Raw genomic sequence first — 21,956 nt, 5'->3', positions numbered from 1 at the left:
GATCGGCCGGTCCGCGCGCCGCGATCCGCACCCCTAGAGTGGGAGCCATGCCCCGCACCACGACCTCGCATTCCCCTGCCCCCGTCGGCCCCGCCGTCCTGCCCGACGAGGCGAGGTCGCAGATCGACCGCCTCGCGCGCGACGCCGTCGATGAGAACCGCACCGCCGGTGTGGTCTGGGCGGTCGTCGGCGGCCACGACCACGAGACCCCCATGCTCGCGGCGGGGGCCGCGGGCGAACGCCGCCTGGTGGACGGCGAGCGCGCCCCGGACTCCGCGCCCATGGACGCCGCGACGATCTCCCGGATCGCCTCGATGACCAAGTCCTTCACCACGGCGGCCGTGCTGCGCCTGCGCGACGAGGGGCGCGTGCGCCTGGACGATCCGATCTCCCGGCACGTGCCCGAGGCCGCGCACCTCGACCCCGTCACCCCGGACTCCCCCGCGATCACCGTCCGGGACCTGCTGAGCATGTCCGCGGGCCTGGTCACCGACAACCCGTGGGGCGACCGCCAGGAGGCCATGACCCGCGAGGAGTTCGCGGCGATGCTCGCCGGCGGACTCGGCCACGTGCACGCCCCGGGCACCGGCTTCGAGTACTCCAACACCGGCTTCGCCCTGCTGGGCCGACTCATCGACGAGCTCACCGGCGCCCCCTACGACCAGTACATTGCCGAGACGTTCCTGCGGCCCCTGGGCATGGAGGACACCGCCTTCTCCCGCGAAGGCCTGGACACTGCGCGCATCGCCACCGGTCACCGTCTGGCGGACCGCGAGGACCGCACCCGCTTCGAGGCCGTCGAGTTCGACTCCCCCGGCGTCTACGGGGCGATGGCGGGCCTGTACTCGACCGTCTCCGACGTGGCGACCTGGGTGCGCTTCCTCGCCGCGGCCGACGCATCGGACGCAGCCGACCGCGACCAGTCGCTGCTGCGCACCTCCTCCCGCCGCGAGATGCAGCAGCTGCACCGCATCCAGGACACTCCCGCACTGCCCGCCGGGCCCGGCAGCGTCTCCCCCGGATTCACGCACGTGCGCGGGTACGGCTATGGCCTCGTCGTCGAGCGCTACCCGGACCTCGGCGAGGTCGTCTCCCACTCCGGCGGCTACCCCGGGTACGGGTCCTTCATGGTGTGGCATCGCGACAGCGGCCTGGGCGTGGTGGTCCTCGCCAACAGCAAGTACGCGCCCGCGACGCGGATCGCGATGGACGCCCTGCGCGTCATCGACGCGCAGGCGCCGCATCTGCTCGCGGCGCGCCTGCCGACGGCCGCGCCGCGCACCCTCGAGGCCGCCGCCGCGGCGCTGGGCTGGCTGCGCGCGGGGATCGGGGCCGACGGGGCGGCGAGTGGGGCGCCAGGCGGCGCGACCGGCGCGACGTCGGACGGGCTCGCCGACGGCGTCGCCGACACCTGGTTCGCCGACAACATGGACCTCGACATCTCCCGCGAGGAGCGGCGCCGACGCCTCGCGAAAGCCCTGCAGAGCGCGGGGCTGGGGGCCGATGCCCTCGACGCCCTGCGTGCCGAGGACGCCGAGGTGCTCTCGCGGGCGAGCGTGCGCTGGACCGTGACGGGCGGCGCCGGGGACGGCGCGGTCGGCGACGATTCCGCCGGCCGGCGGAGGCTGCGCATCACGCTGCTCATGGATCCGCGGGCCGATGCCCTCATCCAGTCCCTCGACACGGTGGCCCTCGACAGCGCGGGCGCGCCGGTCACGGCCGGCTGACCGGGTCCGGGAGGGTCAGAGGAGGCTCACCAGGAGCACGGCGGTGGGCACTCCGACCACGACCGCGAGGACGGCGCCGACGCCCGCTCCCAGGAGGGTGGCGCCGCGGCCGTTCGGCCTCGGCGCCGGCGCGTGGGCCGGGGCCGGTCGCGCGGATGTCCAGGCGGGAGCACCCGCGGGGGCAGCGACAGGAGACCCCGGCTGCTCGCCCGTGCCGGCGGAGTGCACGCCCGGGGAGTGCGCGCCTGCTGAGCCGTGGGACGCGGACCCATGTCCCGCCGGTTCCTGCGGATGGCCGTCCATGAGCCTCTGACCTGCCGCGTTCCGCGGCGTGCCCCCGTAGGGGTAGGGGCCGTGGTCCTGCGGACCGCCCTGCGGGGCGACCGGCGCGGAGGGCCGGCCGTGTCCCTGCGGTGGGGTGAAGGCCTGCGAGACGCTGCCCTGGCGGATCTCCTCCATCGAGGGGCCGCTGCGCGCGGGGGCTTCGGGGCGCTGCACGCCCGGGGCGTCGGGCGGGAGCGGCGGCAGGGTGTCGGGGATGTGCAGGGGCGCGCCGTCGGCGAAGGCGAGCGGCAGGCCGGGAGGCACGCGCGGCAGGTCCCGGCGCACGCTCGCGGCGTCCTGGTAGCGGCGCTCGGGCTGCGGTTCGAGCATCCGTCGGATCACGGCGGCGAGCTTCGGGGAGACGCCGCGCAGGCGTCGCGAGACCTCCTCGGGTCGGAAGGCGCCGTCGCGCAGCGGGAAGGGCCCGTTGAGCGCGAACAGCACGACGACCCCGGCCGCATAGAGGTCGTGGCTGGGGTGCGGCTCGGCCATGGAGAACAGCTCGGGGGCCATGTACCCGGGGGTTCCGTTGATCATGCCCACGCTGGTGAAGCGCACATCGGTCTCGTGCACGGCGATCCCGAAGTCGGCCAGGCGCGAGTGCGGCAGGCGCTGCCCGGTGGACTCGAGCATGATGTTCGCGGGCTTCACGTCGCGGTGGATCCAGCCGTGGGAGTGGACGTGCGCGAGGCCGTCGAGCAGCTGGTCCAGCAGCACCACCACAGCGGGCTCGCCGAGCGGACCCCGCGCGCGGACCATCGACTCGAGGGTCCCGCCGCTGGCGAGCGGCATCGCGATCACCACGTGCTCGTCCTCGGCGCCCCAGCCGTAGGGGGTGAGCAGGTGGGGATGGTCGAAGCTCACGCCCTTCTCGCGCACGAAGCGCATGAGATCGGCCGAGTCCCGCTGACGCAGCACCTTCGCCGCGCACAGTCGACGGGCCTTGGAGTCCCAGGAGCGCCAGACGGCGCCCGATCCGCCCTTGGCGATCAGGTCGATGAGCGCGAAGCGCCCCACGATGACGTCGGCCATGTTCTCCGGTTCCCTCCGTGCTCCCGATCCGCGGCTCTGCCCGCGGCGGGAGCGCAGGTCCACAGTACGATGGATCGTGCGCGAGGTCAGCGCTCCCGGCGTGCCTGTGGACGTCCTCGAGCGCCGTGCGATCGCGCAGGACAGCAGCGCACGACGCGGCACATCACCGCACGGCACCGCACAGCGAGAGGGGACGACACATGGACTGGCTCGTGGACTGGCTGAGCGACCCCTCCGAGTTCGATCCGTTCGTGTTCGTCGTGCTGGTCGCCCTGACCGTCCTGCTCACCCTCGGAAGCATCGTCTGGCTCGTGCTGGAGCGCGAGGAGCCGTCGACTCGGCGCGGCAGCAGGCACGGCATGTCCGACGGCGCCGCCGCGGAGGGCTCCTCGCCCCTCGCGCGGATCGCCGCCCGCAGCGAGCAGGAGGCCGCGCGCGTGCGGCGCGAGATGGACGCCGACTCCGGTCGCGGAGCCGACGCTCGAGGGGGCGCGCGCCGATGAGCGCAGATCCGAGGCCGGCCGTCGCTGCGTCGACCGCCGTTCCCCCGCGCATCCGGCTGGCCCTCGCCGAGGACGCTCCCGTGGTGCTCGGCATCCGCGACGAGGCCATCCGCAGCTCCTCGGGCCTGTGGATCGACGAGGTCCCGGAGTCCGTGTCCTCCCGTGCCTGGTTCGACGCCCACCTGGACCGCGGCTCGATGCTGGTGGCCGCGGGGTCCGACGACGAGGTGCTCGGCTACGCGTGCTTCTCCCCGCTGCGCGACTACGCGGGCTACCGCTTCACCGGTGAGGACTCGATCTACCTGCTGCCCGCGGCGCAGGGGCGCGGAGTGGGCCGGGCCCTGCTCGGGGCGCTCGTCGCGCACGCCCGCGAGCACGGCATGCATTCCCTGGTGGCGCTCGTCGAGGCCGGCAACGTCGGCTCGATCCGCCTGCACGAGCGCTGCGGGTTCCAGGAGGTGGGCCGCATGCCCGAGGCCGGCTTCAAGTTCGACCGCTGGTGGGACCTGGTCACGCTCCAGCTGCTCCTCTGACCGCTCGACGCCGCACCGGGATCGTCACGTGCGGGAGCACCCAGCCGACGATCGGGCCGATGGCGATCGCGTACACGAAGGTGCCCACGCCCACCGGTCCGCCCAGCAGCCAGCCCGCGACCAGCACCGTCGCCTCGATGCCGAAGCGCAGCGGGCCGACGGGCCGTCCGGTGCGGTGGTGCAGGCCCGTCATCAGTCCGTCGCGGGGGCCGGGCCCCAAGTGGGCGCCGATGTAGACGGCGTCGCTCACGGCGTTCAGCAGCACGCCGCCGACCATCATCGTGATCGCGAGCGGCAGGCCGTGCGCGGGCGGGACGACGAACAGGGTGAGGTCGGTGGCCACGCCGACCCACAGCGCGTTGGCGAGGGTGCCGATGCCGGGGTGCTGGCGCAGCGGGATCCAGGCGGCCAGCACCAGGAAGCTCACCAGGATGATCACCGTGCCCACGCTCAGTCCGATGCGCTGGGCGATGGCCACGTGCAGCACGTCCCACGGATCCGCTCCGAGCCCCGAGCGGATGAGCAGCGCGAGCGCGGCGCCGTATCCGGTGAGGCCCAGGAACAGGGAGAGCAGGCGCAGCGCGATGCGGTCCAGGTGGAACTGGTCGCGCAGGCTGACGTTCTCGAGAGCGGCGGGCATGCGTCCAGCATGCCCATGGATTGGACCTGTGGGATAGAGCCAATCGTGGTGGACTGGCCCCATGGATCCGCGCGACCTCCCCGTGTCCCGTCTGCAGACGGTCCTCGGCGACGCTCCCCGAACGGGACGCTCCCAGTGGCTCGCCGACGCCCTGGTCGCATCGCTCGTGGACGGGCGCCTGCCCGAGGACGCCCGCCTGCCCTCGGAGCGCGCCCTGGCCGTTCGGCTCGGACTCTCCCGCGGCACCGTGGTGCGGGCCCTCGACGCCGCGAAGGAGAGGGGCTTCCTCGTCAGCCGGCAGGGCTCGGGACGGTTCCTGCGCCTGCCCCGAGAGGCCGCACGGCCGCTCGAACCGCTCCAGGGCGACCTCGCCGCGGCGCCACCCGGTGCCGTCGACCTCCGCTCGACGCTCCTGCCCCCGCACCCTGCCCTGCGTGCAGCAGCGCTCGCCGAGGCCGCCGCGGTGGAGACCGACCCCTCCTGGGGCAGCGCGCCCGTGCGCGGGCTCCCCGAGCTGATCCGGGCGATCTGCGAGCACTTCGCCGCGCGCGGCCTGCCCACCGCGGAGGACCAGGTGCTCGTGACCGCAGGAGCGGTGAGCGGCCTGCACCTGGCGCTGGCCGCGCTCACGGCGAGCGGGGACAGAGTGGGCACCGAGGACCCCGGGTACCCCAACACGGCCCAGGTGATCCGCGGCCTCGACAGGTGGCCGGTGCCGATCCCCGTCGTCGGCGACCATGGGCGCGCCCTCGAGGACGCCGTCGGATCCGGTGAGCTCGCGGCCGCGGTGCTCACGCCCGACTTCCACAATCCGACGGGGCGCCTGCTGAGCGAGGGCGCGCGCGAGCGCCTCGTCCGCGCCGCCGCACGAGCGGGGACCGTGCTCGTGATCGACGAGACCCTCGCGGGCACGAACTGGCGCGGGCTGCCGATGCACCGCCCGGTGGCGGCGTTCGGCGGGAGCACGGGCACCGGCCCGGGCTCGGGCTCGGGCTCGGGCTCGGGCTCGGGCGAAGCGGAGTCGACGGTGGTGACCGTCGGCTCTGCGTCCAAGACCCTGTGGAACGGCCTGCGGATCGGCTGGATCCGAGCGGATGCGCAGACCATCGAGACGATCGCGCGCCGCCGCACGGGCGTCGACCTGGGGGCGCCCGTGCTCGAGCAGCGGATCGCCGCGCGCCTGCTCCCCGTCCTGTCCGCCGACGGCGTGACCGTGCACGCGGAGCGTCTCAGCGATTCCTGGGAGCAGGTCCGCGCGGCACTCGAGGAGCATGCGCCGCACTGGTCGGCCATCGCGCCCGACGGCGGTCTCTCGGTGTGGTGCACGGGCCTGCGCCGGCCGTCGTCCGCACTCGTCGAGGAGGCCGGGGCGCGCGGCGTCCTGCTCACGCCCGGAGCGCTCTTCGCCCCGGGCGGGGCCGACGGAACGGGCGGGCGCCCCGCGCAGGGCTGGCCGGGCGCTCTGAGGCTGCCGATCTCCGCGTCGCCCCAGGACCTCGTGGCGGCGATCGCCGTGCTCGGCGAGCTCGACCGCGCCTGAGCGGTCGCCGGCGCGACCGTGCGCGCACGGCGCGGTCGCGGAACTCAGTGCGCGGCGGCGCGGCGCCCTTCGTTCACGGGGGCGTCGAAGCCGAGGGCGTCGCGCACGAAGGCGATCTGGGCGCGGCGGGCGCGCTGGGCGGCGGGTCCGCGCCAGACCAGCGGGTAGCAGTGCCAGCCGCCGGGCTGCTCGAGGTAGGTGACCTGGACATCGGCCTCGCCCAGGCGGTCACGCAGTCGCTGGGAATCGCCCAGCAGCAGGTCCTGGTCGCCGACGGTCAGGTGCACGGGCGGCAGGCCGTGGAGGTCGCCGCCGAGCGGGCTGAGCCGCGGGTCCTCGAGCGGGAAGCCGTCCGCGTACATCGCCGCGCAGCGCGCGAGCAGGTCGGGCCGCAGCGCCGGGTCCTTCTCGGCCTGGGTCACGCGGCGCGGGTCCTCGCCCGTGAGATCCGCCCACGGTGAGGTCAGCAGGATCGCCGCGGGCAGGGCCTCGTCGCGCTCGCGGAGGGCCTGGACCACGGCGAGCGCGAGCCCGCCGCCGGCGCTGTCGCCGGAGAGCACCCACCGCGGGGTGACGGCGTCGAGGTCCTCGAGGATGCCGAGCACGCCCTCGACGGCGTCGTCGTAGGCGGCGGGGTAGGGCATCTCCGGCGCCATCCGGTAGTGCAGCATGGCCGCGGCCGACCCTGTGCGACGCTGCACGTCGGCGAGCCAGTCCCAATGGTTCGGGCTCTCGCCGTTCACGTAGGCGCCGCCGTGGAGATGGATGACCACCCCGGTGTTCGCGCGGGCACGGTCGATCCAGGTCACGGGGATGCCGCGGTGGCGGGAGCGGGTGACCAGCGAGCGGTCCACGAGCTCGCGGTCGGGCTTGGTGGGGTGGTGGGTGCGGCGCACGTTGAGCTCGTAGAGGCCGATGGGCATCTGGGCGCTGATGAACGCACCGACGCGCAGGGCGCGCGCCCCGGAGGCCTCCTCCTCGTCGACCTGCGGGACGGGGGTCTCGACGTGCATGGACTTCATGAGGGCATCTTCGCATGCGCTCTCGATCGCGCGGTGCGGACACCGCGCGATGCCGCGTGATGCCCGACCCGTCGGCCTCTGATCGGGTCTCAGGCGCGCTCGACGGCGTCCACGAGGTCGTCGTCCACGAGCCTGTTGGCGCTGGCCCGCCAGCCGGCCACTCCCAGCAGGACGGCGCTCCCCACCAGGAGCCACAGCACGAGCGTCATCGAGCCGGTCGCCTGCAGCAGCGCGCCCATCACGAGCGGGCCGATGCCCGCGAGCAGGTAGCCCACGGGCTGGACCATCCCCGAGAGCCTCGCCGTGATCGCGGGGTCGCGGGTGCGGCCGGGGATCATCGCGATCGCGGTGGGGAAGGCGAACCCGCCGATGCCCAGCAGCGCCGCCCAGGCGACGGGCGCTGCGGCCGGCGCGATGATCAGGGCGAGGTAGCCGATCGCGGTGAGCACGCCGAAGGCGAGCGCGAACACGCCCAGGCGCTGGGAGCGGGCGATCACGGTCGGCATCACGAGGCCGCCGATCATGCCCCAGGCGGCGACCTGCGAGACCGTCGCCCCGGCGGCGGCGCCGGAGAGCCCGGCGTCGGTGAGGATCTGCGGGAGGAAGCCGAACTGCGTGTACGCGTTCATCGACTGCAGGCCGAACATGAGCGTGAGGAAGAGCGCGGTCGGCGAGCGGTGCAGAGGGACGCTGCGGGCCGCCACGCGCGCGGCGGTACGGGCACGCGCGCGCTCCGTCGCGGCATCGGGGACCGACGGGTCGGATGCGGTGTCCTCAGGGGGCAGGACGCCGTCGGTCGCGCGCGGGAAGTCGTTGCCGACCTTCGCGAGCACCACGAGACCGACCAGCACCGGCAGCACCGCGAGCGCCGTCCAGGCCTGCAGGGAGAAGCGCCAGCCGCTGCCCCCGGAGGCGAGCGGGACGGCGATCGCCGGACCGACGGCCGCTCCGACCGAGAGCAGCATCGAATAGGCGGTCATGAGCAGCACGGTCGAGCGTCCGCCGTGGTGCTTGACCCAGGCCGGCGTGACCACGTTGACGAGCGACGGCCCCATCAGAGCGACCGCGCTGAGCAGCACGAACAGCCCGAACGAGCCGGAGAGCGGCCGCAGGATCAGCCCGATCGCGAGCAGCGAGAAGGCGAGCACGATGGTCCCGGTGAGCCCGATCCGCCGGGACAGGGGCACCGCGAGCAGGCCGAACGCGCCGAAGCACAGGCAGGGCAGCGCGGTGAGCAGGCCGTCGGCCCAGGCGCCCACTCCGTAGGCGCCGGTGATGTCCTCCATGAGCGGGCCCAGCCCGGACGCCGCGGGGCGCAGGTTCAGCGAGATCGTCACCACGAAGACGATCGCGAGCGCGAGCCCGACGGCGCCCGCGGTGCGGCCGGACGCGGCGGCACGGCGGGACGCGGCGGGGCGCGTCGAGGCCGCGGGGAGGTCGGGATCGGGGGTCGAGGAGGAAGGAGTGCCCGGGGACGTCACCGGTCGATTCTCCCCCTCCTCGCCCGCTCCTCGTGCATCGCCCCATACGCTGGACCGATGGAACCGATCCCCCGCTTCTGGGCCCCGCGCACCACCACCGTCCCCACCCGTCGCCGCGGCGAGGTCCCCGTGGACGTGTGGGGGTGGTCGGACCGCTCCCGCGAGGACGCGCTCTCGCGCGCCGAGCGACGGGCGCAGGAGCTCGCGGCGCGCGGCATCGAGGACACCCGCGCGGCCGAGTACTACCCCGGCCGGCCCGTGCGCGAGGAGATCCTCGAGGAGGTGCGCGGCGACGACGGCGCGCTACTCGCGGTGATCACCCGCAACCGCTACGGCGCCGCCGTGCTGAACACGGACGCCGTGCTCATCGCCGATGTGGACCTGCCGGCCTCGGCGCTGGCGCGGGGGCGACGGGGTTCCGCGCGCGGTGCGGGCCCAGCTGCGGGCGCGGGCGGGGAGCGCCCATCCCTGCTGGGGCGTCTGTTCGGACGACGGGCGCAGGCGCCCGCCGCTGCGGGCGACGACGCGAACGCCGGGGCCGATGCGCGCACGGGGACCGGGCCCGACGACGCGCCGGGCGTGACCGATGCGCTCGACGCGACGCCCGAGGCGACGGCCGTGCGCGAGAGGGTCGAGGCCTTCGCCGGGGCCCACCCCGACTGGGGCGTGCACCTGCACCGCACGGCTGCGGGCTTCCGCGTGCTGATCAGCGGGACGGGCGCGGCGCCCGCGAGCGAGCAGGCCCGCGCCATCCTCGACGAGCTCGGCTCCGATCCTCTGTACGTCAGGCTGTGCGGGGCACAGGGCTCCTACAGGGCGCGGCTCGCGCCGAAGCCGTGGCGCGTGGGCCGCGCGGCGCTGGGCGTGCGCTGGCCGGCCGAGGGCCGGGCGGCCGACGAGTACGCGTCGTGGGTGCGGGACTTCGAGTCGTCCTGCGCGGGCAGCGCTGCGTGCAGGCGCGTCTGGTGGAACGGCGTCGAGCCGACGAGCGATGCCGAGCGCCGGCTGCTGGTCCTGCACGACGAGCGCTCCGGCGCCGATGCCGGCCACGGGCTCGCATGAGTCCCGACGCGCGGGCGGACCGGGGCGGACCCGACGGACCCGTCGGCCCCGAGCGGAGCACCGAGCGCCTCGATCTCCACGTGCCGCGGCTCTCCGACCTGCCCGAGCTGCATGCCCTGTACGCGGATCCGCGGGTGTGGGAGCACTTCCCGCAGCTCCGGCACACGGACGAGCAGGACACGCGCACGATGCTCGAGCACTGGATCGCCCAGTGGGAGCGGGACGGCCTGGGCACCTGGATCGTGCGCCCCCGCGGCGAGGGCGAGCTGCTGGGCAATGCCGGCTGCTCGCTGCGCGGGGCGGTCGACGAGGCGGCGAAGGGTGCGCGGTTCTGGAACCTCGGCTACCGCTTCCGCCCCGAGGCACAGGGGCAGGGATTCGCCCGCGAGGCGGCGCGGGCCGCGATCGAGGCTGCTCGTGCGGCCGCTGCCGACGTGCCGGTGGTGGCCTTCCTGCTCGAGCACAACGAGGCCTCCGCGGCTCTCGCCCGGCGGCTGGGGCTGGTGCAGCGCCACCGGGGACCCGATGCGGGGAACCCCGATCCGTCGGCGGTCCGGCTCGTCTTCTCCGACCGGGAGCTCAGCGACGAGGAGCTGGTCGAGACCCTGCGGTGAGCGCCGCGGGCTCGGCCGACGGGACGGCGAGCAGCGGTCGGGACCTGGCCTGATGCGGGTTCAGCGAAGGCCGGCTCTCGCCCACGAGGACGGGCTCCACTGCACCGTGAGCAGGCGTTCTACTATACCTTTCGCACGAACGCTGCTCTACCTTTCGCACCGCTGTCCGGCGACGCCTCCGCTCACCCGCCGGTGAAGCCGCCGCCCCCGGGCATGTCCTTGAAGCGCGAGTAGTGCCCCTCGAAGGCCACGGCGATGGTGCCCACGGCGCCGTTGCGGTGCTTGGCGAGGATGAGGTCGGCCTCGCCGGCGCGCTGGGACTCCTTCTCGTAGTAGTCCTCGCGGTGGATGAGCACGATGAGGTCGGCGTCCTGCTCGATCGAGCCGGACTCGCGCAGGTCGCTCATCATCGGCTTCTTGTCCTGGCGCTGCTCGCTGCCGCGGTTCAGCTGGGAGATCGCGATCACCGGGACCTCGAGCTCCTTGGCCAGCAGCTTGAGCGCACGGGAGAACTCGCTGACCTCCTGCTGCCGCGACTCCACGCGCTTGCCGGAGCTCATCAGCTGCAGGTAGTCGATGACCACGAGCTTGAGGTCGTGCTTCTGCTTGAGCCGGCGGCACTTCGCGCGGATCTCCATGAGCGACATGTTCGCGGAGTCGTCCATGAACAGCGGCGCGTTGCCGATGCGGCTCATGGCGCGCGCCATCGCCTGCCAGTCGCGGTCGTCCATCGAGCCGTCGCGCATCTTGCCCATCGGCACCTGCGCCTCGGCCGAGAGCAGACGCATGGTGATCTCGGTCTTGTCCATCTCCAGGGAGAAGATGACGCTGGTCTGGCCGTTGTGGATCGACGCCGAGCGCAGCACGTCCATGCCCAGCGTCGTCTTGCCCATCGCGGGGCGGCCGGCGAAGATGATCATCTGGCCGGGGTGCAGGCCCTGCGTGATCTCGTCGAACTCGGAGAACCCCGTGGGGATGCCAGTGACCTGGCCGCCGCGGTTCTGCGTGGCCTCGATGACGTCGATGGTGCCGCCGATGACCTCGGACAGCGGCAGGAAGTCCTCGCTCTGACCGCGCTCGGTGACCGCGTAGACCTGCGCCTGCGCCTCGTTGATGACCTCCTCGACCTCGCCGCCGTCGGCCGCGTAGCCGAGCTGGACGATGCGGGTGCCGGCCTCGACGAGGCGGCGCAGGGTCGCGCGCTCGACGACGATGTCCGCGTAGAAGCCGGCGTTCGCGGCGGTGGGGACCATGTCGATGAGGTCGGCGAGGTAGGCGCCGCCGCCCACGCGCTGCAGCTCGCCGCGCTTGGTGAGCTCGTCGGAGACGGTGACCAGGTCAGCGGGCTCGCCGCGCGAATAGAGGTCGGTGATGGCGTCGAAGATGACCTCGTGCGCGGGGCGGTAGAAGTCCGAGCCGCGGGCCTTCTCGACGACGTCGGCGATCGCGTCCTTGGAAAGCATCATCCCGCCCAGCACGCCGCGCTCGGCGGCGAGGTCCTGCGGCGGGGTCCGCTCGAGTCCGCGATCGGGGCCGGGTTCGAAGGCGTCGTTCTGGGTCACCGGGACAGTCTAGGGAAGAGGGCCGACGCCGCCCGACGGGGCTGTGGATCCACGCGGACCGCGTGTGGAGTCGCACGCCCCCTTCCCAACTCTTTGATCTTTCCACTACCGTGGGCGGCCACCGCCCGACGCCGGACGCTCGCCGTGGCGGGCGCGGGCCCGGGTCGACCCCCGCATCCGACGGAAGGACCCCTCATGGCCACCGCCACCGCACAGCGCCACTCGACCACCCGCGACCTCGGCCTGCTCGTCGCCCGCATCGTCCTGGGCGTCGTCTTCACGGCCCACGGCATCCAGAAGATCTCCGAGTGGGGACTGGACGCGACCGCGCAGAACTTCGCGGGCATGGGCGTTCCGATGCCTGAGCTCGCCGCCCCGGTCGTGGCGATCCTCGAGCTCGCCGGCGGCATCGCCCTCATCCTCGGCGTGCTCACGCCGTGGGTCGGGATCCTGCTCGCGATCGACATGCTCGTCGCGGCCCTGCTGGTCCACGTGGGCTCGGGCGTCTTCGTCGACGGCGGCGGCTGGGAGCTCGTGGGCGGCCTCGGCGCCGGCGCGCTGGCGCTGGCCGCGACCGGCTCCGGCCGCCTCTCCCTGGACCACCTCGTCGTGGGCCGGCGTTCGGGCAGGCGCTCCGCGCGCGCCTGAGACGCGCGCACGGCGCACGGGCTGGACGACCGACGGGCCGCACGACACGCTGTCCGATCGGCACCGGCTCGACACCGACTCGACACGGGTTCGACACCACTTACGGGCCGACGGCCCATCGGCGACGACCACGGGGCACGATGGGTGCGGAGCGATCCGCGCTCCTCGTGCCCCGTCGCGTTCCAGGAGGCCCCTTCCGATGGCAGGTTCCGCACGCTCCGAGCAGCCCGGCGGGCCCGCGCCCACCGCCGCGACCACGACCGCGACCGCCCACGGGTCCGCTGCCGCTCACGGGTCCGCGTCCGCCCGCGTGGCCGTCGTGGGCGGCTCGGGCACGATCGGCGCGAAGCTCGTGCGGCTGCTCGAGGCCGACGGCCACGAGGTGGTCGTCGCCTCGCCCTCCACGGGCGTGGACACCGTGACCGGCGAGGGCCTCGAGAAGGCCCTGCGCGGCGCGGACATCGTGGTCGACGCCTCGAAGCCACGGTCCTTCGCGCCCGAGGTCCTCGAGGACTTCTTCACGACCGGGATCCGCCACCTTCTCGACGCCGAGCGCTCCGCGGGAGTGCGCCACCACCTCTCGCTCTCGATCGTCGGGGCCGACCGCGCGCCCGACGTGCCCTTCTACCGGGCCAAGGCCGGCATGGAGCAGATCGTCCGCGACGGCGGGATCCCCTGGACGATCCTGCACGCCACCCAGTTCTTCGAGTTCGCGCGCGGCATCGCCGCGGCGTCGGAACGCACGGAGCACACCGAGCGCACGGACGAGCCGGACGGGACGAGCCCCGCGGTCCTGCTCCCGGCGATCCAGGTCCAGCCCATCGCCGGCGACGCGGTCGCCGCGCACCTCGCCCGGCTCGTCGCCCGGCTCCTCGGGGCCGACGGGACCGACGCGACCGACGGAGTCACCGCGCCCCTCGGCGGCGACCTCGAGATCGCCGGGCCCGACCGGATGTCCCTCGCCGCATTCGTGCGCAGCGCCCTCGGGGCCGGCTCGCCGACCCTCCGCGAGTCGCCCCGTGCCCCCTACTTCGGTGGCCTGATCAGTGCGAACACCCTCCTGCCGGGCCCGTCGGCCCGCCTGATCGGCCCCTCTCTGAGCGAATGGACGAGCACGGACCGCGGCGTCTGCTAGGTCACGAGGAGCGCGCACGGGTTTGTGCCCGGCGCGCAGCGGCGGCACGATGGCGGCCCGTGAATGCCACCCAGCACCCGGACCGCACTGAGGCGGTCCCCTCCGCAGCATCCGGCGATCCCGCCGCCCCGCACCACGGGGGCCGCACGTTCTTCGGACAGCCCTGGCCGCTGATGAACCTGTTCAGCCTCGAGATGTGGGAGCGGTTCAGCTTCTACGGCATGCAGGGGATCCTCGCGATCTACATGTACTTCGCGATGACCCAGGGCGGTCTCGGGATCGACCAGGGCGTCGCGACCTCGATCGTCGGCGCCTACGGCGGCGCCGTGTACGTGTTCTGCATCGTCGGCGCGCTGGTCTCCGACCGGCTCATCGGCCCGCAGCGCACGCTGTTCGCGAGCGCCGTCCTGATCATGCTCGGCCACATCTCCCTGGCGCTGCTTCCGGGAGTCCCGGGCCTGGTCACGGGCCTCCTGTGCGTCGCGATCGGCTCCGGCGGGCTCAAGGCCACCGCCGCGACGCTCGTCGGCTCGCTCTACGCGGTCGACGACCCCAAGCGCGACGCCGGCTTCTCGCTCTACTACATGGGCGTGAACATCGGCGGCCTGCTCGGACCGCTCGTGACCGGCTTCCTCCAGCAGAACTGGGGCTTCCACCTGGGCTTCGGCGCCGCCGCGGTGGGCATGGCCGTCGGCCTGGTCTGGTACGTCCTCACCCGCGACTCCCTGCCCACGAACGCGAACCGCGTGCCCGACCCCCTGCCCCGCTCCCGATTCGTCCTGTGGGGCGTCATCGCCGTGGTCGCCGTGCTGCTCGTCGTGATCCTGGTGCTCGCCGGCGTGATCAACCCCGGCAACCTCGCGAACATCGTGGTGGGGATCTCCGTGGTCGCCGCGATCATCATCTTCGCGATCATGCTGACCAGCTCCAAGATCACCGCGACCGAGCGCTCGCGCGTCCTCGCCTTCATCCCGATGTTCATCGGCACCGCCGCGTTCTTCGCGCTCTTCCAGCAGCAGTTCACGGTGCTCGTCGTCTACGCCGACGAGCGGCTGAACCGCAGCATCTTCGGCTGGGAGATGCCGATCTCCTGGCCGCAGTCCTTCAACCCGCTGTTCATCCTGCTGCTCGCGCCCGTCTTCGCCGCGCTGTGGACGAAGCTCGGCCGCCGCCAGCCCGGGACACCGGTGAAGTTCGCGATCGGCATCCTGCTGGTGGGCGTCGCCTTCCTGCTGTTCGTGCCGATGGCCCCGGTCGCGGGCGTGCCGGTGCTGTGGGTCGCGCTGATCCTGCTGGTCGCGACGTTCGGCGAGCTCTCGATCTCGCCCGTCGGCCTCTCCCTCGCGACCCGGCTCGCGCCCGCCGCGTTCCCGGTGATGATGATGGCCCTGTACAACCTGGCCGTCGCGCTCGGCACCGCCCTGTCCGGCTCGCTGTCCACGCTGTACTCGGTGGACCACGAGGTCGCCTACTTCGGCATCACGGGCCTGGTCACCATCGCGGTCGGCCTGATCATGCTCGCGATCGCGAAGCCCGTCACCCGCGGCATGGCCGGGGTGCACTGATCCGACCCCCGACGGGTCAGGTGCGGGGGATGCCCGCCGCGTAGGCGGCCTGGCCCACGTGCTGGGCGGCGTCGTCGATGACGCTCACCAGCCGCGCGCCGCGCGTGACCGGCGGGTCCCAGGCGTCGTCGATGACGGCGCCGAGCTCGTCCTCGGAGAGGGTGCGCAGGTAGGCGATGAGCGCATCGGTCGCGGCGCGCACGTACTCGGCGAGCAGGGCGCCATCGGTGACGACGACGGAGTGGGCCTGATCGGAGCTCTGGCCGTAGCCGACGGCATCACCGAGCTCTCCGAGGTCGAAGCGCTCACGGAATCCTCCGCTGCCCCAGACCTCCTGCTCGCCGGAGAGGTCCGCGAGCTGCACGTCGATCTCGCGCCCCGTGTGCCACAGCAGCCAGGCGATGGAGTTCGGATGGCCGCCCGGGTGCTGGACGAGCAGCTCGGGAGTGAGGGTGGGTCGCAGTGCGTCGACGGCGTCCGCCGGGCGCGCCGCGGCGTCGATGAGGATGTCGATGGCGTTCATGTCCCTCACGCTACGCCCCGGGTCCGACGGGTCGACGAGCCCCGTTCCGACGGTCCGACGAGTCGGGTTCCGCGTGGTCCGGGACCGGGCCGACGGCTGTTCCGTCGGCCGATCAGTGAGGGTCGATGGGGAGCGAGGGACCCGCGTGCCGGGGCGCTCCGCCCGATGACCAGTGAGCGATCTCCTCGGCGATCCGCACCGCCTCGTCCTCGCGGCCCAGCTGGCGCCAGGCGCGCTCGGCCCGGCGTGCGGCCTTCAGCGCCCGTGCGCGCTCGCCGCGGGCGGCGAGCATCGCGGCGTGGCGGTCCTCGAGGTAGGCGCCCCAGTAGGAGGCGCGCGCCTCATGGCCCTCCGGCACCCGCTCCAGGGTCGCCATCGCCTCGCGCCGGGCCTTCTCGTACGGGGTACGGGCTTTCGCTCCCGCCCCGCGGGCGCCATCGGTCTGGTGGCCCCTGCCGATCCGCCCTGTCCCGCCGGGCCCGCCGGCAACGCGCGTTCCGCTGGCCCCACCGGTCCCGCCGGGCGACCCGGCGTCCCCGGCATCCGCCGCGCCTGCGGCATCCGCGATGTCCCCGACGTCACCGGCGTCAGCGGCGTCCGCGGCACCGTCGGCCCTGAGCTCGGCGGTGGCGCGCATGCCCTCGGCGATCATCGCGCCGATGCGGGCGTCGGCCTCGTGGTCCCAGAGCAGCGCGTCGGGAAGGCTGCCCGTGCCGCGCTCGGAGCGGACGCGGCGGACGACCTCGCGGGACGCGGCGGCAGCCTCCGCCGGCCTGCCCAGATCCAGGGCGTGGCGCAGCACCAGGGCCTCCGCGTCGAGCTCGGCGCGGATGAATCGGGGCCGCTCGGCGAGCGGGGTGAAGAGATCGTCGGCGACCCAGCGTGCATCCGCGGCCGCGAGACGGAGCTGGTCGAGCGCCTCGAGGCCCTGCCCCTGCTCGTGGTGCAGCCGGGCGAGCAGGCGCGTCGCCTCGAGGCGCGAGCGGCGATCGCGCAGCTGCGCGCTCAGGGACTGCACCTCGCCGAGGGCGACCATGGCCCCGTCGTACCGGCGGGCGGCGACGCGCTGCGCACCGACCGCGAGCAGCGGCTCGATCCGCTGCTCGTCGTGCGGGAGGGTGCGGGTGAGGGAGGCCAGCCGCCCGGCGGTGAACGTCGCCTGATCCTGAAGGTCGCAGCGCACCAGCGCGCGCAGCAGCTCAGTGATGAGTCCGACGCGCAGGGACGGGTCCTCGACCTCGCGCAGGCCCTCGAGAGCGGCGAGCGCGTGGCCGACGGCCGCCAGGGGGTTCTCCTCGAGCAGCGTCCGGGCGAGTACGGCGTGGGCGGAGACCACCACGCGCGTGGCATCGGCGAAGCCTCCCTCGCGGGCCTCGAGCCGGGAGGCCTCGTCGAGGACGTCGAGCGCGAGGCGCGTCGCCTCCGGCAGCCAGCCGATCGCCTCGAGGTCCTGCGCGTAGCGCACGGCGAGCAGCGGCCCCGGGTCGTCCACGAGCGCCACCTGCAGCTCCGGGAGGGCGACGAGGGCCTCGCGCAGGGCGCGCTGCTCGACGTCGACGGCGCCGGGCCTCGGCAGCTCGAGGCAGCCGACGACCGCGAGCAGACCGGGCGGGATCGCGTCGCCATCGCGCCGACGGCGGTGCCGACGGGGGGCGCCCGCACCCGAGGGTGCGGCCGCCGAGGCTGCGGTGGCGGAGGCTGAGGGATCCGACGGCGCGGCGGCCAGGCGACGCAGGCGGGGCCCGAGCACCTCGAGGGTCGCGGAGGCCTGCTCGGGGGCACCGGCGTCCTCGATGGTCCGGACCATGTCGCGCACGAGCTCCTGCAGGGCGACCAGGTCCTGCGGGCTCGTCGGTTGATCCTGCCCGGCGCGGTCGTCGTGGGCAGCGCGGTCGCCCTGCCCTGCGAGGTTGACGTGCGCCCCTCGCTCGTCGTGCGCCCCTCGCTCGTCGTGCGCGGCGAGGGCGGCGGTGAGCTGGGCCCTCAGCAGCTCCAGCCGCTCGGACGGCGGGGCAGGGGCGCTGCGGAACCGCTCGGCGACGTACAGGGCCTCGGCGAAGCGCTCGGCGTGGACGAGATCGCGCACGCGGACGGCCGCCTCGCGGACCCCGCGGGGCGGCGGCAGCGGAGTCTCGGGGCCCCGCAGCGCCTCGCGCAGACGGGCCATCGAGGGCACCTGCACCGGCACTGCCGCGAGATCGGGGAAGCGCCCGCCCGCACCGTCACCAGGGTGCGCCGTCCCGGTCCCGGAGGACGCGGAGCGGGGAGCGGTCATGGGGGCAACTTACCAATGAGCGCGTCCGAGGGTCTTGTCTGGAAGGGAGTCGGCGGGACGCCCGGGCGGGATGCGCGACACCTCCCGTCGCGCGTCCGTTTCGTCCGGTTCTGCGGGTGCGGGGCGATGTGGCGCATCGGCCCTCGTCATGGGCTTTTCAGGCGGAGCCGGGACACCCCGCACGCCCCGTCGGCCGCTCGGGGCGGCGACGGGCCTCTCCGCGCGGCCCCCGCCCCGACGTGGAGCCGCTCACAGCGGCGCCCCGGATTCCCACGAGCACCCGGGCGTCACTAGGATGGACGGGCATCCGCTCCCTCGTGGAGCCCGGGCCCGACCGCCGCAGTCCGCAGCGACGGCGTCCCGGACGTTCCGGCGACAACCGATGCTTCCGCGGCCCATCCCCTCGCGCGCCAGGAGGTTCCAGCACCCGTGAGCGCTCCCGCACGGCGCAGCTCCAGTCCTCGGAGCCGCACCCCACGCCCGACGCCGCGCCCCGTCGCCTATCACGACGACGCGCCGCGCGAGGGCACGCGCGTCTTCTCCGACGGCTCCGTCGCCCCCGTCATGCGCACGTCCTTCGACGTCAGCGCCTACACGATCGAGGTGCCCGGGAAGATCGACGTCGACGCCGAGGAGATCACGCGCGCCGCCCGGGACCTCGCTGCGGACCCGCACGGCATCGAGGCCCACGACCTCGAGGATCTACGGCGCGACCTGGCGTTCCTCCACTCCCTGGAGTCGACCGCGCTCACCGAGACCCGCACGATGTACAGCTCGTGGACGGCGAACGAGGCCCGCATCACCGCGTTCCTCGGCAGCTGGCTGTGGGAGCGCCACTGGTGGGCCCACGCCCTCCAGGAGATCGTCGAGGCCCTGCCCGGCGGCGGGCACGACGTCGAGCGGCCCCACCTCCCGCAGCCGCGTCTCCCGCACCCGCATCTCCCGAACGCCGCCGCCGCGCTGCGCCACGCGTACGTCGAGCGGGCGCTGCCGATCGTCGGCCCGGGCTGGACCTGGCTGGCCGGCGAGAAGGTCACCGCCGGACACATGGCGCGCATGGCGATCCAGGAGGGCGGACTGCGGGCGGCCGTCGACGCCCTCCTCCCCCGCGCCGCGCAGGTTCCCGAGGCGGGCCGCGTGCTCGGCGAGCTGCTCGCCCGGCGCACCCGCACCATGGAGTTCTTCCGCCTCGAGGCGATCGCCCGGATCACGCGCTCGCGCGGCGAGGCGATCGCCGCCCGCGCGGTCCTCGCCGTCGGCGGCGACCCGATGCGCCCGGCCGGTCAGCATCTGCCGGACGAGGAGACTGCGCTTCCCAGCATCTTCCGGCGCGCCTCCGACCGCGCCGCCCTGCGCTCGGCCCGCTTCGAGATCACGCGTCTGCTCCCCGGGCCCGACCTGCACGGTCTGCTCGGGCCGGCGCGCGCGATCCGTCGCGGGGTCGGACGTGCCGGCGGCGTCGTCGCGCACGCGGGCGGCGTCGTGGCACAGGCGGGCGGGGCCGTCGCCCACGCGGGCGGTGCCGTGGCGCAGAAGGGCGCCGGGATCGTGCAGCAGGGCGTCGGACGAGCGGACGGAGGAGCCGATGGCATTCGACCTTGAGAAGTTCGCGGAGACCTCGGAGCCCGTCGGCTGGGACGACCTCGACTTCGACACCTTCGAGACCCAGCCGCTGGACGAACCCACCCTGCGCTCCCTGCGCTACATGTGCGACGTCGAGTACCACACCTCCTGCTACCTGCGGGACATGCTGGTCACGCCCTCGCGGCGCGAGCACGCCACCGGCGGCTTCATGACCGTGTGGAACCGCGAGGAGTTCTGGCACGGCGAGGCCCTCGCCGCCGTCCTCCAGCGCCACGGCATCGTCGTCGACTACGACGAGCTGAAGTCCAAGCGCGTCAAGCTGGGCTGGACCCAGGCGCTCAGCCCACTCAAGCAGTCCGCGCTCTCCAACCTCGCGGGCACCGACTTCGTCGCGGTGCACATGACCTGGGGTGCCGCGAACGAGCTCTCGGCCGTCGCCGCCTACCGCCGACTCTCCGCGATGACCGATCACCCGGCCCTCAGCCCCCTGCTCAAGCGCATCGCACAGCAGGAGACCCGGCACGTCGCCTTCTACACGACGCAGGGCCGCGAGCGCCTCGAGGCCTCCAAGAAGGCACGCCTGGCCACCCGCCTCGCGCTCTCGAAGGCGTGGCGCCCCGTCGGCTCAGGCGTCATGAGCGACGACGAGGTCGTGCACGTCATGGGCCATCTCTTCGGCGGCCGCGGCGAGGAGCTCGACGCCCTCGACAAGAAGATCCAGAAGCTGCCGGGCCTGGACGACCTCACCATCTTCCGCAACGCCTTCGGACGGATGGGCATCGCGATCTGACCGGTCGCGGCAGCCGCGAGAGGGCCCACTCCTCCTGGCTGGGGAGCCGTCATGGCCTGCGCCCAGCATGGTCGGCACCCAGCATGGTCGGCGCCCAGCACGGTCAGCGCCCAGCATGGTCGGCACCCAGCATGGTCGGCGCCCAGCATGGTCGGCGCCCAGCAGGGTCGGCAAACGTCATGGAGCGGCGTATACGGAACATCTCTGCCGTATATGGCAGAGATGTCCCGTATATACCGGTCGGTGAAAGCAATGCGATGAGGCGCACCCCGGATGAACCCGGTGTGCGGCTGTGCGGCTGTGCGCTGCTTGCGCCGCTGGCCGTCGGCCCTCCCCATACCCGCTTCGTCCACATTCGGGCTGTCCCACCCCCGCACCCGGGACGCTGCTGGTGGCATCGCTCCATGAAGATCCCCGGAGTCATCCGCAAGTCCCGGCTCTCGAGCATCGAGCCGGACCCGAACGTCCGGCGTCGACTGCTGCGCGACGGCGCCATGCGCTCCGCAGGCCAGTGGCATGTGACACCCGAGGCGCCGGACGACCTCGTCGCGCTGCTCGAGATGAACATGCGTCCCACCTGCCTGGATGCGGCGGCGCTGCATGGCCTCTGGGTCCCGGTCGGGCACGGCGTCCATGCGTTCTGCCCGCGGGTCACGTCGGCTCCCGCACCGCCGCCGATGCTGATGCAGATCCGCCGCAGGATCGATCCGAGGACCGGGCGACTCGCCCCACCTCCGCAGCCCGGGCCCGGCGAACCCCGGCGTCCGCTGGAGCCGCTGATCCTGCACCGGCCCAGCCTGCGCACCTGGCCGGACGACGACCCGGTCCCTGACATCACACTCACGCTCGAGCACGCGGCCCGATGCCTGACGACCCTCGACGTCGCCATCCTCATCGAGTCCGCGCTCAACAAGGACGTGCTGACCCGGGGACAGCTCGACGACCTGCTGGCCGGACTCCCCCGCAGGAAGCGCACGTCGCTCGGCCGGGTCCGCTCGGACGCCCAGTCCGGCACCGAGACGGCTGTGCGCTGGTGGCTCGAGCAGCGCCGTGTGCCCGTCCGCACGCAGGTGCGCGTGCTGCCCGGCATACGCGTCGACATCCTCATCGGCACGAACTGGGTGATCGAGTGCGACAGCAAACGGTTCCACGACGACCCTGAGCAGTACCGCGAGGACCGTCGGCGCGACCTGGCCCTCGCCGCCCTCGGCTACAAGGTCACGCGTCTGACCTGGGAGCAGGTGTTCCTCACCTGGGACAGGACCTCTGCCGTGCTCATGACGCTCCTGCGGCGCCGTCTGCATCGCAGGGCCTTGCCGGTGTGACGCGTGCGAGGGCAGCGGCGTCGTGGAACGGCGTGGGCGGGCTGTCTCTGCCACATGTGGCAGAGACAGCC

The 21,956-nt window shown here is 73.8% G+C and carries 19 protein-coding genes; 12 read left to right on the top strand and 7 right to left on the bottom strand.

Going from position 1 to position 21,956, the window contains the following annotated elements:
• The first annotated feature begins 47 nt into the window (after positions 1-47).
• Positions 48-1,727: a serine hydrolase domain-containing protein gene (locus ACFQ53_RS09185; RefSeq protein ID WP_377858506.1), complete on the top strand. Its 1,680-nt coding sequence runs from the start codon at positions 48-50 to the stop codon at positions 1,725-1,727.
• A gap of 15 nt (positions 1,728-1,742) precedes the next feature.
• Here the strand turns inward: ACFQ53_RS09185 and ACFQ53_RS09180 are convergent, their stop codons facing one another.
• Positions 1,743-3,083 carry a serine/threonine-protein kinase gene (locus ACFQ53_RS09180; RefSeq protein WP_377858503.1) on the bottom strand — a complete coding sequence of 447 codons (1,341 nt, stop codon included), beginning with the start codon at positions 3,081-3,083 and terminating at the stop codon, positions 1,743-1,745.
• Between the two features lie 200 nt (positions 3,084-3,283).
• Between ACFQ53_RS09180 and ACFQ53_RS09175 the strand changes: the two genes are divergently transcribed.
• Both ACFQ53_RS09175 and ACFQ53_RS09170 read left to right on the top strand, forming a co-directional pair.
• A complete protein-coding gene (locus ACFQ53_RS09175) occupies positions 3,284-3,586 on the top strand; it encodes a hypothetical protein (protein ID WP_377858500.1) in 303 nt (100 codons plus the stop codon).
• Positions 3,583-4,119: a GNAT family N-acetyltransferase gene (locus tag ACFQ53_RS09170; protein ID WP_377858497.1), complete on the top strand. Its 537-nt coding sequence runs from the start codon at positions 3,583-3,585 to the stop codon at positions 4,117-4,119. Before ACFQ53_RS09175 ends, ACFQ53_RS09170 begins: the two co-directional genes overlap by 4 nt.
• Here the strand turns inward: ACFQ53_RS09170 and ACFQ53_RS09165 are convergent.
• Positions 4,097-4,759: a YitT family protein gene (locus ACFQ53_RS09165; protein WP_377858495.1), complete on the bottom strand. Its 663-nt coding sequence runs from the start codon at positions 4,757-4,759 to the stop codon at positions 4,097-4,099. The genes ACFQ53_RS09170 and ACFQ53_RS09165 overlap by 23 nt on opposite strands.
• 61 nt (positions 4,760-4,820) lie before the next feature.
• Here ACFQ53_RS09165 and ACFQ53_RS09160 point away from each other — a divergent pair, with 61 nt between their 5' ends.
• Positions 4,821-6,299 (top strand): PLP-dependent aminotransferase family protein, encoded by a 1,479-nt coding sequence (locus ACFQ53_RS09160; protein ID WP_377858492.1) that lies wholly within the window; start codon positions 4,821-4,823, stop codon positions 6,297-6,299.
• 44 nt (positions 6,300-6,343) lie between these two features.
• On the opposite strand, the gene ACFQ53_RS09155 is transcribed toward ACFQ53_RS09160, so the two are convergent.
• Entirely contained in the window at positions 6,344-7,321 is a 978-nt protein-coding gene (locus tag ACFQ53_RS09155; RefSeq protein ID WP_377858489.1) for an alpha/beta hydrolase, read from the bottom strand.
• Positions 7,322-7,410: 89 nt separating this feature from the next.
• Positions 7,411-8,802, bottom strand: a complete 1,392-nt coding sequence (locus tag ACFQ53_RS09150) for an MFS transporter (RefSeq protein ID WP_377858486.1) — start codon at positions 8,800-8,802, stop codon at positions 7,411-7,413.
• Positions 8,803-8,859: 57 nt separating this feature from the next.
• Between ACFQ53_RS09150 and ACFQ53_RS09145 the strand changes: the two genes are divergently transcribed.
• Both ACFQ53_RS09145 and ACFQ53_RS09140 read left to right on the top strand, forming a co-directional pair.
• Positions 8,860-9,864, top strand: a complete 1,005-nt coding sequence (locus ACFQ53_RS09145; RefSeq protein ID WP_377858483.1) for a hypothetical protein — start codon at positions 8,860-8,862, stop codon at positions 9,862-9,864.
• Positions 9,861-10,478: a GNAT family N-acetyltransferase gene (locus ACFQ53_RS09140; RefSeq protein ID WP_377858480.1), complete on the top strand. Its 618-nt coding sequence runs from the start codon at positions 9,861-9,863 to the stop codon at positions 10,476-10,478. The genes ACFQ53_RS09145 and ACFQ53_RS09140 overlap by 4 nt, the downstream gene beginning before the upstream one ends.
• A gap of 182 nt (positions 10,479-10,660) precedes the next feature.
• Here ACFQ53_RS09140 and dnaB read toward each other — a convergent pair whose 3' ends face one another.
• A complete protein-coding gene (gene dnaB, locus ACFQ53_RS09135) occupies positions 10,661-12,040 on the bottom strand; it encodes a replicative DNA helicase (protein ID WP_200503355.1) in 1,380 nt (459 codons plus the stop codon).
• 195 nt (positions 12,041-12,235) lie between these two features.
• Here dnaB and ACFQ53_RS09130 point away from each other — a divergent pair, with 195 nt between their 5' ends.
• The 3 genes from ACFQ53_RS09130 to ACFQ53_RS09120 all read left to right on the top strand — a co-directional run bounded on the left by ACFQ53_RS09130 (position 12,236) and on the right by ACFQ53_RS09120 (position 15,388).
• Positions 12,236-12,688, top strand: coding sequence for a DoxX family protein (locus ACFQ53_RS09130; protein WP_377858475.1), 453 nt, complete (start codon positions 12,236-12,238; stop codon positions 12,686-12,688).
• 199 nt (positions 12,689-12,887) lie between these two features.
• Positions 12,888-13,823, top strand: coding sequence for an SDR family oxidoreductase (locus ACFQ53_RS09125; RefSeq protein WP_377858472.1), 936 nt, complete (start codon positions 12,888-12,890; stop codon positions 13,821-13,823).
• Between the two features lie 59 nt (positions 13,824-13,882).
• A complete protein-coding gene (locus ACFQ53_RS09120; RefSeq protein ID WP_377858469.1) occupies positions 13,883-15,388 on the top strand; it encodes a peptide MFS transporter in 1,506 nt (501 codons plus the stop codon).
• Positions 15,389-15,404: 16 nt separating this feature from the next.
• On the opposite strand, the gene ACFQ53_RS09115 is transcribed toward ACFQ53_RS09120, so the two are convergent.
• Together ACFQ53_RS09115 and ACFQ53_RS09110 are read right to left on the bottom strand one after the other, a co-directional pair.
• A complete protein-coding gene (locus ACFQ53_RS09115) occupies positions 15,405-15,911 on the bottom strand; it encodes a DinB family protein (RefSeq protein ID WP_377858466.1) in 507 nt (168 codons plus the stop codon).
• Between the two features lie 112 nt (positions 15,912-16,023).
• Entirely contained in the window at positions 16,024-18,186 is a 2,163-nt protein-coding gene (locus ACFQ53_RS09110) for a hypothetical protein (protein ID WP_377858463.1), read from the bottom strand.
• Between the two features lie 429 nt (positions 18,187-18,615).
• On the opposite strand from ACFQ53_RS09110, the gene ACFQ53_RS09105 reads away from it, so the two are divergent.
• The 3 genes from ACFQ53_RS09105 to ACFQ53_RS09095 all read left to right on the top strand — a co-directional run bounded on the left by ACFQ53_RS09105 (position 18,616) and on the right by ACFQ53_RS09095 (position 21,885).
• Positions 18,616-19,788 carry a hypothetical protein gene (locus ACFQ53_RS09105; RefSeq protein WP_377858451.1) on the top strand — a complete coding sequence of 391 codons (1,173 nt, stop codon included), beginning with the start codon at positions 18,616-18,618 and terminating at the stop codon, positions 19,786-19,788.
• The gene (locus ACFQ53_RS09100) at positions 19,772-20,560 is read left to right on the top strand and encodes a ferritin-like domain-containing protein (RefSeq protein ID WP_152353709.1); all 789 of its coding nucleotides are present in this window, start codon (positions 19,772-19,774) and stop codon (positions 20,558-20,560) included. The genes ACFQ53_RS09105 and ACFQ53_RS09100 overlap by 17 nt, the downstream gene beginning before the upstream one ends.
• Positions 20,561-20,964: 404 nt before the next feature.
• On the top strand, positions 20,965-21,885 hold the full coding sequence (locus ACFQ53_RS09095) for an endonuclease domain-containing protein (RefSeq protein WP_377858447.1): 921 nt from the start codon (positions 20,965-20,967) through the stop codon (positions 21,883-21,885).
• Positions 21,886-21,956 lie beyond the last annotated feature (71 nt).

This window comes from Brachybacterium sp. NPDC056505 (genome assembly GCF_042794925.1).
GTDB classification, from domain to species: Bacteria; Actinomycetota; Actinomycetes; order Actinomycetales; family Dermabacteraceae; genus Brachybacterium; species Brachybacterium kimchii.
This window is presented reverse-complemented; position numbering and strand designations above follow the sequence as displayed.